Annotated in this window: 14 protein-coding genes; 1 reads left to right on the top strand and 13 read right to left on the bottom strand. The window is 65.4% G+C overall.

What is annotated here, in order from left to right; all coding sequences use genetic code 11:
* Window positions 1–27: 27 nt before the first annotated feature.
* From AC5QPF_RS25765 to AC5QPF_RS25735, 7 genes are all read right to left on the bottom strand, one after another.
* The gene (locus AC5QPF_RS25765; RefSeq protein WP_494960483.1) at window positions 28–1,287 is read right to left on the bottom strand and encodes a NupC/NupG family nucleoside CNT transporter; all 1,260 of its coding nucleotides are present in this window, start codon (window positions 1,285–1,287) and stop codon (window positions 28–30) included.
* 63 nt (window positions 1,288–1,350) lie between these two features.
* Window positions 1,351–1,767: a cytidine deaminase gene (locus AC5QPF_RS25760; RefSeq protein WP_494960482.1), complete on the bottom strand. Its 417-nt coding sequence runs from the start codon at window positions 1,765–1,767 to the stop codon at window positions 1,351–1,353.
* The gene (locus AC5QPF_RS25755) at window positions 1,757–3,463 is read right to left on the bottom strand and encodes a 5'-nucleotidase C-terminal domain-containing protein (RefSeq protein ID WP_494960481.1); all 1,707 of its coding nucleotides are present in this window, start codon (window positions 3,461–3,463) and stop codon (window positions 1,757–1,759) included. Before AC5QPF_RS25755 ends, AC5QPF_RS25760 begins: the two co-directional genes overlap by 11 nt.
* Before the next feature lie 16 nt (window positions 3,464–3,479).
* Window positions 3,480–4,124 carry a MotA/TolQ/ExbB proton channel family protein gene (locus AC5QPF_RS25750; protein WP_494960480.1) on the bottom strand — a complete coding sequence of 215 codons (645 nt, stop codon included), beginning with the start codon at window positions 4,122–4,124 and terminating at the stop codon, window positions 3,480–3,482.
* 54 nt (window positions 4,125–4,178) lie between these two features.
* The gene (locus AC5QPF_RS25745) at window positions 4,179–6,479 is read right to left on the bottom strand and encodes a TonB-dependent receptor domain-containing protein (protein WP_494960479.1); all 2,301 of its coding nucleotides are present in this window, start codon (window positions 6,477–6,479) and stop codon (window positions 4,179–4,181) included.
* 110 nt (window positions 6,480–6,589) lie between these two features.
* On the bottom strand, window positions 6,590–7,348 hold the full coding sequence (locus AC5QPF_RS25740; RefSeq protein WP_494960478.1) for an energy transducer TonB family protein: 759 nt from the start codon (window positions 7,346–7,348) through the stop codon (window positions 6,590–6,592).
* Window positions 7,349–7,351: 3 nt separating this feature from the next.
* A complete protein-coding gene (locus AC5QPF_RS25735; protein WP_494960477.1) occupies window positions 7,352–7,759 on the bottom strand; it encodes a biopolymer transporter ExbD in 408 nt (135 codons plus the stop codon).
* Between the two features lie 264 nt (window positions 7,760–8,023).
* Here AC5QPF_RS25735 and aphA point away from each other — a divergent pair, with 264 nt between their 5' ends.
* Window positions 8,024–8,665 carry an acid phosphatase AphA gene (gene aphA, locus AC5QPF_RS25730; RefSeq protein ID WP_494960476.1) on the top strand — a complete coding sequence of 214 codons (642 nt, stop codon included), beginning with the start codon at window positions 8,024–8,026 and terminating at the stop codon, window positions 8,663–8,665.
* Window positions 8,666–8,747: 82 nt separating this feature from the next.
* Here aphA and AC5QPF_RS25725 read toward each other — a convergent pair whose 3' ends face one another.
* From AC5QPF_RS25725 to AC5QPF_RS25700, 6 genes are all read right to left on the bottom strand, one after another.
* On the bottom strand, window positions 8,748–10,010 hold the full coding sequence (locus AC5QPF_RS25725) for an FAD-dependent oxidoreductase (protein WP_494960475.1): 1,263 nt from the start codon (window positions 10,008–10,010) through the stop codon (window positions 8,748–8,750).
* Window positions 10,011–10,013: 3 nt separating this feature from the next.
* Complete coding sequence (locus tag AC5QPF_RS25720; RefSeq protein WP_494960474.1) at window positions 10,014–11,591, bottom strand: aldehyde dehydrogenase family protein; 1,578 nt, start codon at window positions 11,589–11,591, stop codon at window positions 10,014–10,016.
* A gap of 93 nt (window positions 11,592–11,684) precedes the next feature.
* Window positions 11,685–12,632 carry a dihydrodipicolinate synthase family protein gene (locus tag AC5QPF_RS25715; protein ID WP_494960473.1) on the bottom strand — a complete coding sequence of 316 codons (948 nt, stop codon included), beginning with the start codon at window positions 12,630–12,632 and terminating at the stop codon, window positions 11,685–11,687.
* Window positions 12,633–12,700: 68 nt separating this feature from the next.
* Complete coding sequence (locus tag AC5QPF_RS25710; protein ID WP_494960472.1) at window positions 12,701–13,627, bottom strand: 4-hydroxyproline epimerase; 927 nt, start codon at window positions 13,625–13,627, stop codon at window positions 12,701–12,703.
* Between the two features lie 34 nt (window positions 13,628–13,661).
* Window positions 13,662–14,675: an Ldh family oxidoreductase gene (locus AC5QPF_RS25705; protein ID WP_494960471.1), complete on the bottom strand. Its 1,014-nt coding sequence runs from the start codon at window positions 14,673–14,675 to the stop codon at window positions 13,662–13,664.
* A 17-nt stretch (window positions 14,676–14,692) separates the two neighbouring features.
* Window positions 14,693–16,321 carry an amino acid permease gene (locus AC5QPF_RS25700; protein WP_494960470.1) on the bottom strand — a complete coding sequence of 543 codons (1,629 nt, stop codon included), beginning with the start codon at window positions 16,319–16,321 and terminating at the stop codon, window positions 14,693–14,695.
* Window positions 16,322–16,371: the final 50 nt, after the last annotated feature.

Here is a 16,371-nt window from a genome sequence, read left to right as displayed (position 1 = left end):
GTTCACGCGAATTCATTGGGTTCAGGTTCACAGCGCCAGGAAGACCCCGGCGATTGCCGCGCTCATCAGGTTGGACAAGGTGCCCGCCACCACCGCCTTGAGGCCGAGGCGGGCGATATCGGCACGCCGCTCCGGCGCCATCACCCCCAGGCCGCCGAGCTGGATGCCGATGGAGGCGAGGTTGGCGAAGCCGCACAGGGCGAAGGTGACGATCGCCTGGGTCTGCGCCGACAGTACTGCCACGCCCTTGGCGGCGGCCTGCGCCGTGTCAAGGTGGCTGGCCAGGTCGACATAGGCGACGAATTCGTTGAGCACGATCTTTTCGCCGATCAGCCCGCCGGCGGTAATCGCCTCATGCCAGGGCACGCCCAGTACGAAGGCTAGCGGAGCCAGCAGATAACCGAGGAGCAATTGCAGGTTCAGTTGCGGGAAGCCGAAGCAGTCGCCGGTCCAGCCGAGCAGGCCGTTGAGCAGGGCGATCAGGGCGATGAAGGTCAGCAGCATGGCGCCGACGTTGAGCGCCAGGCTCAGGCCGGCGGAGGCACCAAGGGCGGCGGCGTCGATGACGTTGGCCGGCTTGCTGCCCGGCTCCTCCGGCAGGTCGTCGGGGTCGTCGTGGGCCTTTTCGGTTTCCGGTTCCATCAGCTTGGCCATCAGCAGGCCGCCGGGGGCGGCCATGAAGCTGGCGGCGATCAGGTACTTCAGCTCGATCCCGAGGCTGGCGTAGCCGATCAGCACGGAGCCGGCCACCGAGGCCATGCCGCCAGCCATCACCGCGAACAGCTCGGATCGGGTCAGGCGGCGGACGAAGGGACGGATGACCATCGGCGCTTCGGTCTGGCCGACGAAGATATTCGCGGTCGCCGACATCGCCTCGGTACGGCTGGTGCCCAGCACCCGCTGCAGGCCGCCGCCGATCACGCGGATGACCAGGGTCATCACGCCCAGGTAATACAGCACGGCGATAAAGCTGCTGAAGAACACGATCAGCGGCAGCACGCGGATGGCGAAGACGAAGCCGCCGTTGCCGAACACTTCGAGCATCTTGCCGCTGCTCAGGCCGCCGAAGATGAAGTCGATGCCCTGGTTGGCATAGCCCTGCAGCGAGCCCACCGAGTCGGAAATCCCGGCCAGGGTGCTCTGCCCCCAAGGCACGTAGAGGGCGAAGGCGCCCAGCCCGGCCTGCACGGCGAAGGCCGCGCCGACGGTACGCAAACGAATGGCCTTGCGGTTGCTGGACAGCGCCACGGCCAATAGCAACAACACCACGATACCGATGAGACCCATCGATGTTTCCCCAGAGGATTCAAGTAGTGGCCGCCGTCCCTTGCTGCCGATTGTTTTTTATTGTCAGAACTCGCTGAAGGCGCCGGGCAGCAGTTGCCCGACGGTCCAGTTGCGGGTGGCGGCGGGGTCATGGCCCACGCAGATCACCGGGCATTCGTTGTCGAGCAGTTCGACCATCACCTGGCGGCAGGCGCCGCAGGGCGAGATCACCGGCACCTTGGGCGCGTACACCACCAACGCCTTGAAGCTGCCGGGGGCGAGGCCCTGGCTGATGGCGCTGAACAACGCGCTGCGTTCGGCGCAGTTGGTCAGTCCGTAGGACACGTTCTCGACATTGCAGCCGCGGATGATCTCGCCATCGAAGGTCAGCAGCGCGGCGCCCACGGGGAACTCCGAGTGCGGGCACCAGGCGCTGTCGGAGGCGGCGATGGCGTGGGGCAGCAGGCGATGGTGCAGGGCTTGCCAGTCTTCAGGGCGCATTGCTGGCGACCTCGGCGCTGGCCTTCTGGATGCGCTGCTGGGCTTGGGCGAAACCGACTGGCTGGCCGGCACGGTCGCGTTCCTGCAGGTAGCTGATCATCGATTCGAGGTCGTTGATCCCGGTGTCGAGGCGATCCCGCGCCTGCTTGAGCACGCCGAAGTGGTCGCCGCCCTCGGCGAGGAAGCTGTTCATGGCGATGCGGTAGTCCTGTTCTGCCTGCACCGGCTGGCCATCGACCAGCAGGCTGTCGGCGAGCACGCGCTGGCCCTTGGGCCGACTGTCGTCATAGCGGTAGGTCAGCGAGGCCGAAGGCTGCAGCAGGTAGAAGCCCATGCCGCCGTCCTGCCATTGCTGTTCCAGCAGTTCCTTCAGTTGCGCGCCGCTGAGGGTGAGCAGGGTCAGGCTGTTGTTGAACGGCTGCACCGTGGCCACCTGGCCGTAGTTCACCTGGTCCTGGCCTTCGTCGAGGCTGATGTCCATGCGCATGCCGCCCTGGTTCATCAACGCGACCTGGGCGCCGAGGGCGCGGGTGGCGGCCAGTTGCGAGTCGGCGATCAGGTCGCCCATGGGCGACTCGCCGGCGTCGTTGACGGTGCGCCGCACTTCACGGGCGGCCAGGCGCGCGACCGGCTTGCCCAGTTGCGCCTGGCTGCGGCTTTCCACTTCGGCCAGCAGCGGGGCGACCTGCGCGGTGGCGCTGTAGCGCTGGGCGTCCACCACCAGGTTCTGCGCCTTCACGTCGAGCAACTGGTGCTTGTCGGTGTCGACGGTCAGGGTCAGGCGGGTCAGCAGGCGGCCGAACGAGGCGCCCTGGGTCACCAGCTTGTCGCCCAGGCGGCACAGGTAGCCTTCATGGGTGTGGGCGGTGACGACGACCTTGATCTGCGGGTCGAGGCGCTTGGCCACTTCCACCACGTCGCCGCTCAACTGGCTGCACTCCTGCTGGTCGAAACGCTCCGGGGTGGCGCCGCCCTGGTGGATCACCGCGACGATGGCGTCGACCTTCTGCTGGCGCAGTTCCGGCAGCAGGGCGTTGATCGCCTCGGCTTCGTCGACGGTGTAGAGGTCGTCCATGTTCTTCGCGCTGACATAGGCGCTGACCGTGCGCAGGGTGGCGCCGACGAAGGCGATCTTCGCGCCGTGCGCCTGTTCGATGCGATAGCCGGCGAACACCGGCTTTCCGCTCTGCTTGTCCATCAGGTTGGCGGAAATGTAGGGGAAGCCGGCGCCCTTGAAGTCCTTGTCGAACTGGCAGGCCTTGTCGGCGCGGTCGGACTGGCAGCCGCCGTTGACCTGGCGCAGCAGTTCGCCCTTGCCGTGGTCCAGTTCATGGTTGCCGACCACGGAGAATCTCAGCCCGAGCAGGCTAAGGGCTTTCAGGCTGGGCTCGTCGGCCCACATCGAGGAAATCGGCGGGCTGCCCCCGACCATGTCGCCCGCGCCGATCAGCAGCAGTTGCGGGTCCTGCTGGCGCAGTTCGGCCAGGGCGCCGCTGAGCGGGCCCAGGCCACCGGCCTTGAGCTTCACCGTGGCGCCGGCATCCGTGTACTGGAAGGGGCTGGCCAGCAGGTTGCCGTGGAAGTCGTTGAGGGCGGCGATATTCACCTGCACTGGCTCGGCAGCTTTCTGGCAGCCGCTGGCCAGGAGCATGGCGGCCAGCAGCAGGGACAAACGACGTGGAGCGGAAGACGACATGAAGAACCCCGGCCTGTCAGGCGGTTTGCAGGTTGGTGGCGGTGGCGGCGGTGACCGGCTTGCTGGCGAACGGGGTTCCCATGCCGGCACGCAGCAACAGCATCTTCAGGTGGTCGTTGATCAGTTCCAGTCGGTCCTGCAGGTGGTTGTTGAACACCAGTCCGACCAGGGCGATGGCGATACCCAGGGCAGTGGCGTACAGCGCGGTACCGATGCCGCGGGAGACTTCGCCGGGATCGGAAACGCCGGCCTCGGCCAGGGCTTTGAAGGTGTCGATGATGCCGAGGATGGTACCCAGCAGGCCGAGCAGCGGTGCGCCGGCGACCACGGCTTCGAGGATCCACAGGCCGTGGGACAGCTTGCCGCGCATGGAGATGTAGATGGCCTGGCCGAGGTCTTCCAGTTCGTTGTGCGAGTGCACCTGGCTACGGCCTTCGAACAGCTGGCGCAGCAGTTCCAGGGGCAGGCTGTCGCGCTGGCGCAGCTCGGCGGGGAGTTCGTCGAAGTGTCGGACTTTCTTGTGCAGTGCGCTTTCCAGGCCGCGGGCCTTGCGCAGGTTGTACGCGAAGAAGATGCCGCGTTCCACCACCACGAAGGCGGCCAGGGCGGCGGCGCCGTACATGATGTAGAAGGTGATGTCGTGGAGCAGGTCCATGTTCATGCGGGGTTACCTCGGGCATGGCCGGGACCGGCGAGTGCCGGTCCCGGACGGGGGTCAGAAGTTGGCTTCGACGGAGAGCGCGACGGTCTGCTCTTCACCGATGGTGTAGTAAGGCGTCTGGGCCCCGGCGTAGGAGCTGCCGCTGCCGTTGTAGCGGACCGAGTTGAAGACGGTGGTTTGCACGCCGGACAGGTATTCGCGGTTGAACACGTTGTTCAGCGACAGGCGCACGGTGGCGTCCTTGACGAACTTCTTGTTCACCGGCAGACGGTAGCCGACGTTCATGTCAACCGTGGTGTAGTGCGGAATGCTTTGGTTGTTGGTCAGGTCGCCGTACTGGCTGTCGACGAACTTGCCGATGACGTTGCCGTAGAAGCGACCGTCGTCGTAGCCCAGGCTCAGGTTGAACATGTTCTTCGGTACGCCGGCGATCTGCTTGCCCTTGGTCGGAACGTACACGCCGTAGTACAGGGTGTCGTTCTGCTGCTCGGCCTCGGTGTAGGTGTACGAGGCGTAGTAGTTGAAGTTGTGCGGCAGCAGGCCGCTGAACTCCAGTTCCACTCCACGGTTTTCCACTTCACCGACGTTGAGCATCAGGTAGTCGCCGGTGACTTCGTCGCGGCTCGAGACCTGGCGGTCTTTGAACTTGAGGTAGAACAGGGTAGCCGACAGCGCCATTTCGTCGGTCGCGTAGCGCCAGCCGAGTTCCTGGTTCCAGCTCAGCTCGGGCTTGAGGCTGATCGAGTCGCCGGTGTTGTAAAGCACGTAGTTCGGCGGCGTGCGCATGTTGCGGGTGACGTTGTAGAACGCCTGGTTCTCTTCGTTGACCTGGTAGCGCGCGCTGAAGCTCGGGAGGAACTGGTGGTAGGTCTTCTCGCGCTTCTCGGGCTTGTCGTAGAGGCTGGCCTTCATGTCGCCGTCACGCTTGGAGTGCTCGTAGGCGACGCCGGCGGTCAGGGTCAGGTCGGGCGTGGCGCTCCAGGTGTCCTGGAGGAACAGCTTGTGCACCGGGGTGATGGTGAAGTAGTTGCGGCCTTGCACCACGTTGCCCTTGGCATCGCGGGCCTGATTGGAACCTTCGTAGTCGGCCCAGATGTCGGTCGGGCTGCCATCTGGCTTGAGGGTCACGAACGGCTGGGTCTGGCGCTGGCGAGCGCGTTCGTACCAGTAGCCGACGTCGATGCTGTGCTCGTCGTTGAACGCCCAGCTCAGCTTGGTGTTGACACCCGGACGCCAGGTCTCGGTCCAGGACGGACGGTAGTAGCGGCCGCTGACCGGATCGCCGTCGGCGTTGTACTGGGCGCTGGTCTTCAGGTTGCTGAAGTCGTAGTTGCCGGAGCTGTTGGTGGTGCGGTTGAGCGTGGCCGGCGAGCCGAAGGCGCGGTAGCTGCCACCGTTGGCCCAGTAGTAGTACGGGGCGACGGTCAGTTGCAGGTCGTCGCGCAGTTGCCAGCGGCTGGTCACCGAGGCGGTCACGGTCTCGAACGGGTTGACGCTGGTGCGCCAGCTGGCGGTGGTCAGCTTGCCGGTGGTCGGGTTGTAGGTCGGCTCGTTGGGGAAGTCGTAGTCGTGGTCCGACTTGTACTGCGCCAGGCTCGGGGAGACGTAGTTGTAGTTCTCTTGCTTGTGGTACTTGATGATGCCGTTGATCGAGTTGCCTTCGCCGAACTTGAACAGGCTGTTCAGTTCGAACTTCTCGGCATCCAGGTCACCCTTGCCTTTCCACTTGTCGCTGTTGGTCTTCGACGCGGAAATATAGTTGCTCAGGCCGTTGTATTCGCCGGTGTTCAGGCGCACGAAGGTCTTGGTCAGGTTGTTGCTGCCGACGGTCTGCTTGAAGAACACGCCAGCGTCCTTGGTCGGGCTCATCGACACCAGGCCGATGTTGCCACCACTGGAACCGATATGCGGGGCGTCCAGTTCGGAAGAGCCCTGGGTGAGGAAGACTTCTTGCAGGTTTTCCGGGTCGCCGAGCAGGTTCGGGTAAACGGCATAGTTGCCCGAGTCGTTGATCGGTACGCCGTCCATGGTCATGCCGATCTGGTCGGAGTTCATGCCGCGCATGGTGAAGTTGAAACCGGACAGACCGCTGCTGTCGTCACTGGAGACGTTGATGCCGGGGGTGTATTTCAACTTGTCGATGCCGTTGCCGGTCGGCGACATCTTTTCCAGGGCTTGCTTGGTTACGGTGGAGCGGGCCTTGGCCGCTTCTTCCTGGACCATCTGGCCATTGCCGACGGTCTGGCCGGTCACGTTCACGTTACCGATATCCACTGATTCTTCTGCCAGGGCCGAGGCAGTCCAACTGCCGCAACCTACAGCCAACATCATGACGAACAGCCGATCGAGTTTCACCGAGCTTCCCTCCCATATATGAATGTGGTTTTTGTCGAAGACAGGTTTTGCGCGCGCAGGCGCCCACGCGGCGCCCGGAAAGGGCGTCGGCGAACGGTGTTGCGTGAAACCTAGTTTTCTATGTTGTAAACAAGTGTCGCGATGAAGCGGTACTTATCCCTGCCCTCGAAAACCGCATCGGGAAAGGGCCTTACTTGCTCTATCCGGCGCAGACTGGTTTGCGCGGCCTTGTTCAGCAGCATGTTCGCTGCCTTCTTCTCGATCCCTGAGTCGAGCACTTTTCCTCCCCGGTCGATCAACAGCCAGACCACGACGTTGCCTTCCGGGCGTTGCAGCGAGGCCTCGCGGCCGCGCGGGTATTGCTTGTACTTCTCCAGCTCCGCGTGCAGTGCGGCGATGTAGCCATTTTCCAGTGCGGCCACGTTGACTGCGGGGGCCGCCGGAGGTGGTGGCGGTGCGGGCCTGGCGGCGACCGGCGCCGCGGCTGGAGTGCTCGGTGCCGGTGGGGTGACCGGCTGGGGGGGCGCTGGGGTCGGCGCCGGTTTTGCCACGACTTGCGGTTTCGGTTTCGGCGGCTGCGGCTTGGGCTCAGGTGGCTTGGGCTTGGGCGGCGGCTCCGGTATTTCCACGATCGGTTCCGGATCGGGCTCGGGCAGTGGCTCGGGTTCCGGCTCCGGTTCCGGCGGTGGAGGCGGCGGTGGTTCCGGCTGCAAGTCGGCCGGGTCGATCAGTGCCACTTCCACGGCGCTTTCGTCGTACTTCGGGGTGATCTTCAGGTCCGCCTTCAAGGCGCTCTGCACGGCTATCGCCAACAGGCAGATCGCCGGCAGGCACGCGAGGACTTTTCGCGATTTGAACAGGGCCGACATGACTTACAGCTTTCGCGTGGCGATGGAGACGGAGGCGAAGCCGTTGCTCTTGAGCAGGTCCATCACTGCCACGAGACGACCCACTTCCACGTCCTGGTCGCTGTTGAGGATGATCACCAGCTTCTCGTTGGTGTTCTCCAGCGACTTGAGCTGGCGCACCAGTTCGTCTTCATGCAGGTCCTGGCCATCCAGTTGCAATCGGTCGTTCAGGCCCAGGGTGATCACCGCCTTGTTCTGTGGCTTCAACTGCTGGGCATGGGCGGCGCCGGGCAACTGGGTCTTGATGCCCAGGGCCGGAATCACGTTCAGGCTGATCAGCACGAAAAACACCAGCAGGAACATCATCACGTCGATCATCGGAATGATCTCGATGTGCAGGCGTTTCTTTTTCGGTTCTTCCCAACTGCGCATTGCGGAGGCTCCACGATTTCCTGGTTTGTGAGAGCCCGGTCACGGAATTTCCGAAAGCTGTCACTGATGTCAGGAACAACCTAGAGATGGAACGTTACATTTTGATTAAGTGGTGAATGAGCAAATAGTTTTGTTGTCGTTCACCTGTTTTGTTCCGATAAATAGGGGAGTTTGCAACGGTGTGAGCGAAGGGGCAGTGGCTGAAACATAATTGACATTACTGTCAGGTATGAAGGTTTCCGACTTTCAATCCGTGAGGTTTACGTGGGTATTTCCCATTACACCCTGGCGGCCGTGCTGGCCGTCTCGCTGCTGGGCTGTTCGCGTCCGGCGCCGCAACCCGAGGTGCGCTGGATCAGTGTCGAGCAGCTCTCTGCCAGCTTCGCCAGGGCCGCGCCGATGGCGGTGGGCTTCGATATCGACGACACCGTGTTGTTCTCCAGCCCGTGCTTCTACGAGGGTCAACGCAAGTATTCGCCGGGTAGCAACGCGTACCTGAAGGATATGGCGTTCTGGACGGAAACCAATGGTGGCTGCGATCGCTATTCGATTCCCAAGGATGTGGCGCGGACGTTGATCGCCGAGCACCAGCGGCGGGGGGACACGCTGTTCTTCATTACCGCGCGGCCGCAGACCGAGGGTGAGCAGCTCACGCAAATCCTGCGGGAGACCTTCGCCATCAAGGCTATGCAGCCGGTGGTGTTCACCTCGGGGCCGGACAAGACCCGGTTCATCCATGACCGGGGGCTGAAGCTGTACTACGGCGATTCCGACAACGACATCACCTCTGCAAGGGACGCTGGCGCCCGGCCGGTCCGGGTGATGCGGGCGAGCAATTCCACCAACCAGCCGTTGCCGGTGAACGGGGCATTGGGGGAGGAGGTGTTGCTGGACTCGGCGCACTGATCAGGGGATTGCTTGGGCCTGTGCCGACCTCATCGCTAGCTTGCCAGCGATGAGGTCGGTATGAACAGAGCAGATATCCTGCTCAGAACCTCCCCAATCGATAACACTCATACCCCGGCAGCCCAGCCACCTCGGCCCCCTCCAACCCCGCCACCATCTCCGCCGTCACCGCCGCCTGGGTCAGCCCCAGGTGCTGGTGCCCGAACGCCAGCAGCACCTTGCCGTCACAGACCCGGTCGATCACCGGCAGCGAATCCGGCAACGACGGCCTGAAGCCCATCCAGGGCGTAGCCCCGGCGGCATCCAGCTCGCGCTTGAACAAGCCCTGGCTGAGGCGTTGCAACTGCCAGGCCCTGGCCATGTTCGGTGGACGCTGTAACCCGGCGAACTCCACCGTCCCGGCCAGGCGCAGGCCGCCTGCCATCGGCGTCATGATGAACTTGCGTTCCAGCGAGGTGACGGCGAATGGCAAGCGCCCGTGCTCGTTGGGCAGCATCAGGTGATAGCCACGCTCGGTATCCAGTGGCACCCGTGTCCCGGTCAGTGCCTCGGTGAGCGGCGCCGAATGCGCGCCGCAGGCGACCAGCACCTGTTTCGCACTCAACTCACCCTGCTCAGTCAGCAGGGCCACGCCATCGGCGGTCACCCGGCCACCGCGCACCTCGCGCTGGATAAAGCGCACACCCACGGCGCGAGCCGCTTCGTACAGCGCGTCCACCGCCTGGTGCGGATCGAGGAAATGCCCGGTGGCGGGGAAGAACAGACCACCCAGCAGGTGTTCGCTGAGCTGCGGCGCAGCAGCTTTCACTGCGCTCGCCTGCCACAGTTCCACCGCCACGTTCTGCTCGCGCAGGCGCGCTTGCAGGGCATCGATGGCGGCGCGTGACTCCGGCTTTTCGAAGACCAGAAGCGAACCATCCTCGCGCAACAACTCGCTCTGCCCCACCGACCCCAACAGGCGCTGCCAGGCCGCCAGGCTGGCCTCGTTCAAGGCACGAATGCCGGCCACGCTGCGGCGAAACGGCTTCGAGCGCAGGTTCAGCAACAGCCGGGCGAACCACGGCAAGGCCCTGGGCAGGTACTTCCAGTCCAGGCGCAGCGGGCCCATGGGGTCCATGAGCATCGCCGGCAGGCGCTTGAGGATCGACAGGTCGGCAATGGGGAATACCTGCTCGGTGGCCAGGTGCCCGGCATTGCCGAACGAGGCCCCCATGCCCGGGGCCTGTCGGTCCACCAGCACCACCCGCTTGCCGTGGCGCGCCAGCTGCAGGGCGCAGGCGACGCCGACGATGCCGGCGCCGACCACGGCGATGTCCAGATCACTGGCCATGCAAGTCGTGCTCATGCTTCACGCTTCCCGCTGGCCATCGAGCAGCCGCCGCAGGTGCAGCGGGTTGCCGTACTGCAGGGCCACCGGCAGCAGGCTGTCGGGGAAGTCCTGGTAGCACACCGGGCGCAGGAAGCGCTGGATTGCCGCGGTGCCCACGGAGGTGCCGCGCGGGTCGGAGGTGGCCGGGAACGGGCCGCCGTGGACCATCGCGTCGCAGACCTCGACACCGGTCGGCCAGCCGTTGACCAGCAGACGCCCGGCCTTGCGCTCCAGCACCGGCAGCAGAGCGCGAGCATCGTCGAGATCGGCGTCGTCCAGGTGCAGGGTGGCGGTCAGTTGGCCTTCCAGATGCTCGGCCACCTGGCGGACTTCCCCGTCATCGGCACAGGCGACCACCAGCGACGCTGAACCGAACACTTCGGCCTGCAGACTCGGGTCGTCGAGGAAATCCTGGGCGCGGGTGACGAACAGGTGGGTCTGGCACTGGTTCGGACCGTCATCCGGTTTGCCAGCAGCGGCGATATCGGCGTTGGGATTGGCGCCCAGCGCCTCGATGCCGCTGCGGTAAGCACTGAAGATGCCCGGAGTGAGCATGGTCTGCGCCGGGCTCTGCCAGATGTGCTGGGCCGCGTTGGCGATGAAACGGTCGAGGTCCGCGCCCTGGCGGGCGATGACCAGGCCGGGGTTGGTGCAGAACTGCCCGGCACCCTGGTTCAGCGACGTCACGAAACCCTGGGCCAGTGCTTCGCCACGGGCCTGCAGGGCGGCCGGGAAGAGGAACACCGGGTTGATCGAGCTCATCTCGGCGTACACCGGAATCGGTTCGCGACGGGCCTGTGCCGCCTGGCACAGGGCGATGCCGCCGGCGCGCGAGCCGGTGAAGCCGACCGCCTTGATGCGGTCGTCGCAGACCAGGGCGATGCCTACTTCGCGTCCAGAGCCGTAGAGCAGGGAGAACACGCCTTGCGGCAGGTTGCACTGCTTCACCGCGCGGGCCACGGCCTGGCCGACCAACTCGCTGGTGCCGGGGTGGGCGCTGTGGGCCTTGACCACCACCGGGCAGCCGGCGGCCAGGGCCGAGGCGGTATCGCCACCGGCGACGGAGAAGGCCAGGGGGAAGTTGCTGGCGCCGAATACCGCCACCGGGCCCAGGGGCACCTGGCGCTGGCGCAGGTCGGCGCGGGGCAGCGGTTGGCGCTCGGGTTGAGCGTTGTCGACTCGCACGTCCAGCCATTCACCGGCGCGCACGGTGCGGGCGAAGGTGCGCAACTGGCCGCAGGTACGGCCGCGCTCGCCCTGAATGCGGGCACGGGGCAGGCCGCTTTCCAGCACGGCACGGTCGATCAGTTCGTCACCGAGGGCTTCTATCTGCCCGGCGATGCATTCGAGAAAGCTGGCGCGGGCGTCCAGCGAGGTTTCGCGGAAGCTGTCGAAGGCCGCCCAGGCCAGGGCGCAGGCCTGTTCGACCTGTTCAAAGGTGCCGCCCGGATACGCCGGCTCCAGCGTCAGGTTGGTGGCCGGATCGATCGCCCGGATGGCTTCGCGGCTGCCGGCAACGGCTTGCTGGCCGATCAGCATGGTGCCTGTCAGGGGCATGGCGCCTCCTCAATGGAATTGGGCGCCGGGCGCGCTAAGACAAGGCTGCGCGACCGGCAAAAAAACCAGCGGCGCGCAACGCGCCGCAAGGGATCAGACCAGGTTGTGCTGGGCCGACCAGCTGGCGTACCAGCTGCGGAACAGGGCGTACTGGGTTTGCGCGTAGTTGCGCTGGGCGTCGCTGAGCACGTCGGTTTCATTGAAGTGCAGGGTGTATTCCAGGTCGCCGTTGAGCACCATCAGGTACTTGTAGTACAGCACCAGGTCGCAGCCTTCGTCGAAGGACGACAGCACCTGCAGGGCCTCGGACAACTCCAGCGCGCGACTGCGGGCCACGGCGTCGCCTTTCGCGGCCTTTTTGCTCAGGTCCACCAGCAGCAACACTTCGCGCGGCAGGGCGTTACCGATGCCGGTGATGGCGCCGGTCGCGCCGCAGTTGACGAAGCCGTGCACCACCTGGGTGTCGACGCCAGCCATGAGGATCACGTCATCGTCCTGCGAGGTGATGTGCTCGGCGGCGTAGCGCATGTCGGCGGCGCCGCCGAACTCCTTGAAACCGATCAGGTTGGCGTACTTGCGGCGCAGCTTGAAGAACAGCTCGGCGCGGGTGGCGAAACCGTAGTACGGGCTGTTGTAGATCACCGCCGGCAGGTTCGGCGCTGCTTCGAGAATGGCCGCGAAGTGGGCTTCCTGGGCCGCCGGCGAGGCACCGCGAGACAGCACGCGGGGGATGACCATCAGGCCGTGGGCGCCGACCTTGGCGGCGTGGGCGGCATGGGACACCGCTTCGCGGCTGTTGACCGCGCCGGTGCCGACGATGGTCGGCACGCCGGCGGCGACCAGGCGTGCCACACCTTCCTGGCGCTCGGCCTCGGTCAGCAGCGGCCAGTCGCCCATGGAGCCGCAGTAGACCACGGCGCTCATGCCGATCTCGATCAGTTCCTTGCCCTTGCGCACCAGCGCGTCGAAGTCGGGCTTGCGGTCCGCGGTGCACGGGGTCATCAGGGCGGGGATGGTGCCGGTGAAGATGTTGGTGGTCATTGCAGTGTTCCTTCTGGTTTCAATCAGGTGGTGGATTCATCGCTGGCTTGCCAGCGATTGGGGGCGACTCAGATGCCCCAGGCAAACGCATCGGTTTCATCGATCAGCAAGGTGCTGTCGGCGGTCATGTAGGCCTTGCCGGTAATGAACGGGCGAATCCGCTCGCCGTCCCATTCGAAGCGGCCTTCGAAACGGCTGCCGGTGATGCTCGCCTGGACCCAGGTGTCCCCGGCGGCAAGCTTGCCGTCAGCGGCCAGGCAGGCCAGCTTGGCGCTGGTCCCGGTACCGCAGGGCGAGCGGTCATAGGCTTTGCCCGGGCACATGACGAAGTTGCGGCTGTCGGCCTCGGCGTCGTCGGCGAACAGCTCGATATGGTCGATCAGCCCGCCGTTCTCGCCGGTGATGCCTTGTTCTTCCAGGGCACGGAGCATCTTCCAGGTCAGGTCGGTGAGCCGTTCGACGTTGTCCAGGCGCAGGTCCTGGCCATGCTCGGAGACCAGGAAGAACCAGTTGCCGCCCCAGGCGATATCGCCGAGGAAGCGCCCGTAGCCCGGCACTTCCACAGCGACCTGCTGGCGGTAGCGGTACGAGGGCACGTTGCCCACGGTGACCGTGCCGTCGTCGTGCAGGGTGGCGCTGACCTGGCCCACCGGGGTATCGATCCTGTGCACGCCGGGGGCGATCAGGCCCAGGTGCTGCAGCGAGTTGACCAGGCCGATGGTGCCGTGGCCGCACATGCCCAGGTAGCCGGCATTGTTGAAGAAGATCACGCCGCAGGTGGCGTCCGGCGAGACCGGCTCGCAGTACAGCGCGCCGACCAGGACGTCGTTGCCGCGAGGTTCAAGCAGGCAGGCACGGCGCCATTGGTCATGGTGCTGGCGCAGGGCATCGCGTTTTTCCGCCATGCTCGCGCCGGCCACTTCGGGGAAGCCCTTGAGCACCAGGCGCGTGGGTTCGCCGCCGGTGTGTGAATCGATGACATGGATCTGTTTCATGAAGCTGTCCCCTTCGTGAATTCGTTGTTGTGGATCAGGCCAACAGGCCGTGGATATCGTTCAGCAGGCTTTGCTCGACCCACACGCCCTCGGCCTCGGAACGCTTGCGCGCGGCGAAGCGGCGTTGCGAGGGCAGCCGTGCGCCCTGGCCGGTGATGGCGTCGAACAGGCGCTCGGCGCGTTGCTGGCTGGCGATCAGGTCGTCGCCGGCGAAACGCTGCGGGTCGAAGGCCAGCAGCAGTTCGCCGTGGCACGGCGTGGCGCCGGCACCGCCATCGAAGGCCAGGGAATCGGCGCTGGTGAGGTCGCCGATCAGCGCCCCCGCCAGCAGTTCGATCATCGCCGCCAGGGCTGAGCCCTTGTGCCCGCCGAAGGTCTGCATGGCGCCGTCGAGCACGGCGCGGGCGTCGGTGCTCGGCTGGCCGTCAGCGTCCATGCCCCAGCCCAGCGGAATGGCCTTGCCCTGGCGGGCATGCAGCTCGATGTCGCCACGGGCGATGGCGCTGGTGGCGAAGTCGAAGACAAATGGCTCCTGTCCCGCTCTCGGCCAGGCGAAGGCCAGTGGGTTGGTGCCGAACACACCCTGGCTGCCACCTTCCGGCGCCACCCAGGCGTGGCTCGGGGTCATCGCCAGGGCGGCCAGGCCGTGGCTGGCGATGGCCTCGACTTCCGGCCACAGCGCCGAGAAATGGAAGCAGTTGCGGATCACCAGGGCCGCCACGCCCTGTTGTCGCGCCCGCTCCACGAGCAACGGCAGCCCTTGTTCGAAGGCCAGCACCGAGTAGCCATGATGGGCATCGACCTTGACGATCGATGGTGCAGGCGTGCTCAGGCTCGGCCGGGCGGCCGGGTCGACCTTGCCCGAGCGCAGCGAACGTACGCACACCAGCACCCGGTACAGGCCATGGGAGTGGCACTCGTCGCGCTGGCCTTGGGTGATCACCCGGGCGATCGCTGCGGCATGGTCCGCGGCCATGCCGTTGTCGGTCAGGGCGCGCAGGGCCAGGTCGTGGACCTGCTGCAGGCTGAGGTTGATACGGTCGCTCATCGCTCGGTCTCCGCGGATCAGGACAGTTGGGCGCGTGCGCCGCTGGGGAGGGGGGCCTGGCCTGGTTCGATCTCGCTTTCCGCGTCTTCCGCATCCAGGCGCACCAGGTGGGCCGGTACGCCGGTAGCCGCGCCCCAGTAGTAGATGCCGAGGGCAGACAGCGCCACGACGACGGTGTCGAACGGATGGGTGATGACACCCATGCCGCCGAAGCTGCCCAGCCAGGACAGGAGGATGGTCACGGCGTAGAAGCCGATCAGCCACGCCGAGGAGCGCACCTGCTGGCCCAGGCTCAAGTGCATGGTCGGTACGAAGCGACCGCACAGCAGGTAGATGACGAACATCAGGATCTGCAGGCTGAGCAGCCAGGACACGGTCTTCCAGCCGGACCAGTAGACGATCAGCGCGGCGATGATGAACGACAGCGGGCCGAGCACGCCCATGTGCCGGACGCGGAACGGACGCACCAGTTCAGGGGCGTTGCGGCGCAGTGCGGCGACGGTCACCGGGGCCACGGCGTAGCTGAGGATCAGGGCGGCGGAGACGACGTTGATCAGCGCTTCCCAGGACGGGAACGGCAGGGTCCAGAACACCGACAGACCGAAGGTCAGCCACAGCGCCGGGCGCGGGATACCGGACTTCTCGTCGATGCGGGTGAAGACGCTGAAGAAGGTGCCGGTGCGAGCCCAGCCGTAGACCACGCGCGGGGTGGCGTTCATGTAGATGTTGCCGCAGCCGCTGGGCGAGATCACCGCATCGGCCACCACCAGCCAGGCCAGCCAGCCGACGCCGAGAGCGATGGCGATATCGCGATAGGGCAGGGCCAGTTCCTTGGTCACGCCGGCCCAGCCGTTGGCCAGCATCTCGGTGGGCACGCCGCCGAGGAAGGCGATCTGCAGCAGGGCGTAGATCGCGGTGGAGAGCAGGACCGAAAGGATCAGGGCGATGGGGATGGTGCGCTGCGGGTTCTTCACTTCCGAGGCCACCGAGATGATCGGGGTCAGCCCCAGGTAGGCGAAGATGATGCCGCCGGCGGAGACCGCCATTTCCACGCCGGAGAGGCCGAACGGAGCGAAGCCATGGGAGGTGAAGTTCTGCGGCTTGAAGAAGGTGAACAGCACGCCGATCACCAGCAGCGGAACGATGAACTTGAAGATGCTCACCAGGTTGTTGGACTTGGCGAAGGTCTTCACGCTGCTGTAGTTCAGAGCGAAGAACAGGCACAGCAGGCCGAACTGCACCAGCCAGCCGAGCAGGGTCGGGTCACTGGAACCGGTCTTGGTCAGGTCCGGGAACCAGGCTGCAGCGTACTGGCGTGCGGCGACCACTTCGATGGCGACCAGGCTGGAAAAGGCGATCAGGGTGATGAAGCCCATCAGGTAGCCCAGCAGCGGGCCGTGGGAGTACACCGGGTAACGCACCACGCCGCCGGCACGGGGCAAGGCCGCGCCCAGTTCGCAGTAGACGATGCCCAGCAGCAGGACGGCGAAACCGCCGAGCAGCCAGGAGAAGATCCCGGCGGGACCGGCGATGGCGGACACATGACTGGCGGCAAACAGCCAGCCCGAGCCGAAGATGGCTCCCAGTCCGATAAAGGTGAGGTCTATCAGTGAAAGTTGTTTCTTGAACTTGCCTTTGCCTGACATGGGCGTCGCCTTCTTGTGGGTTATTGGATAGGCAGAATGGATGTCGTTGC

Source organism: Pseudomonas sp. Con_6 (assembly GCF_059379395.1).
The sequence above is the reverse complement of the archived record's forward strand: the minus strand, read 5'-3'. Positions and strand labels throughout refer to the sequence as shown.

Bases quoted from the DNA above. Each gene is read 5' to 3' on its own strand.
- AC5QPF_RS25765 (WP_494960483.1), bottom strand. From the start codon at position 1,287: ATGGGTCTCATCGGTATCGTGGTGTTGTTGCTATTGGCCGTGGCGCTG.
- AC5QPF_RS25760 (WP_494960482.1), bottom strand. From the start codon at position 1,767: ATGCGCCCTGAAGACTGGCAAGCCCTGCACCATCGCCTGCTGCCCCAC.
- AC5QPF_RS25755 (WP_494960481.1), bottom strand. From the start codon at position 3,463: ATGTCGTCTTCCGCTCCACGTCGTTTGTCCCTGCTGCTGGCCGCCATG.
- AC5QPF_RS25750 (WP_494960480.1), bottom strand. From the start codon at position 4,124: ATGAACATGGACCTGCTCCACGACATCACCTTCTACATCATGTACGGC.
- AC5QPF_RS25740 (WP_494960478.1), bottom strand. From the start codon at position 7,348: ATGTCGGCCCTGTTCAAATCGCGAAAAGTCCTCGCGTGCCTGCCGGCG.
- AC5QPF_RS25735 (WP_494960477.1), bottom strand. From the start codon at position 7,759: ATGCGCAGTTGGGAAGAACCGAAAAAGAAACGCCTGCACATCGAGATC.
- AC5QPF_RS25725 (WP_494960475.1), bottom strand. From the start codon at position 10,010: ATGAGCACGACTTGCATGGCCAGTGATCTGGACATCGCCGTGGTCGGC.
- AC5QPF_RS25720 (WP_494960474.1), bottom strand. From the start codon at position 11,591: ATGCCCCTGACAGGCACCATGCTGATCGGCCAGCAAGCCGTTGCCGGC.
- AC5QPF_RS25715 (WP_494960473.1), bottom strand. From the start codon at position 12,632: ATGACCACCAACATCTTCACCGGCACCATCCCCGCCCTGATGACCCCG.
- AC5QPF_RS25710 (WP_494960472.1), bottom strand. From the start codon at position 13,627: ATGAAACAGATCCATGTCATCGATTCACACACCGGCGGCGAACCCACG.
- AC5QPF_RS25705 (WP_494960471.1), bottom strand. From the start codon at position 14,675: ATGAGCGACCGTATCAACCTCAGCCTGCAGCAGGTCCACGACCTGGCC.
- AC5QPF_RS25700 (WP_494960470.1), bottom strand. From the start codon at position 16,321: ATGTCAGGCAAAGGCAAGTTCAAGAAACAACTTTCACTGATAGACCTC.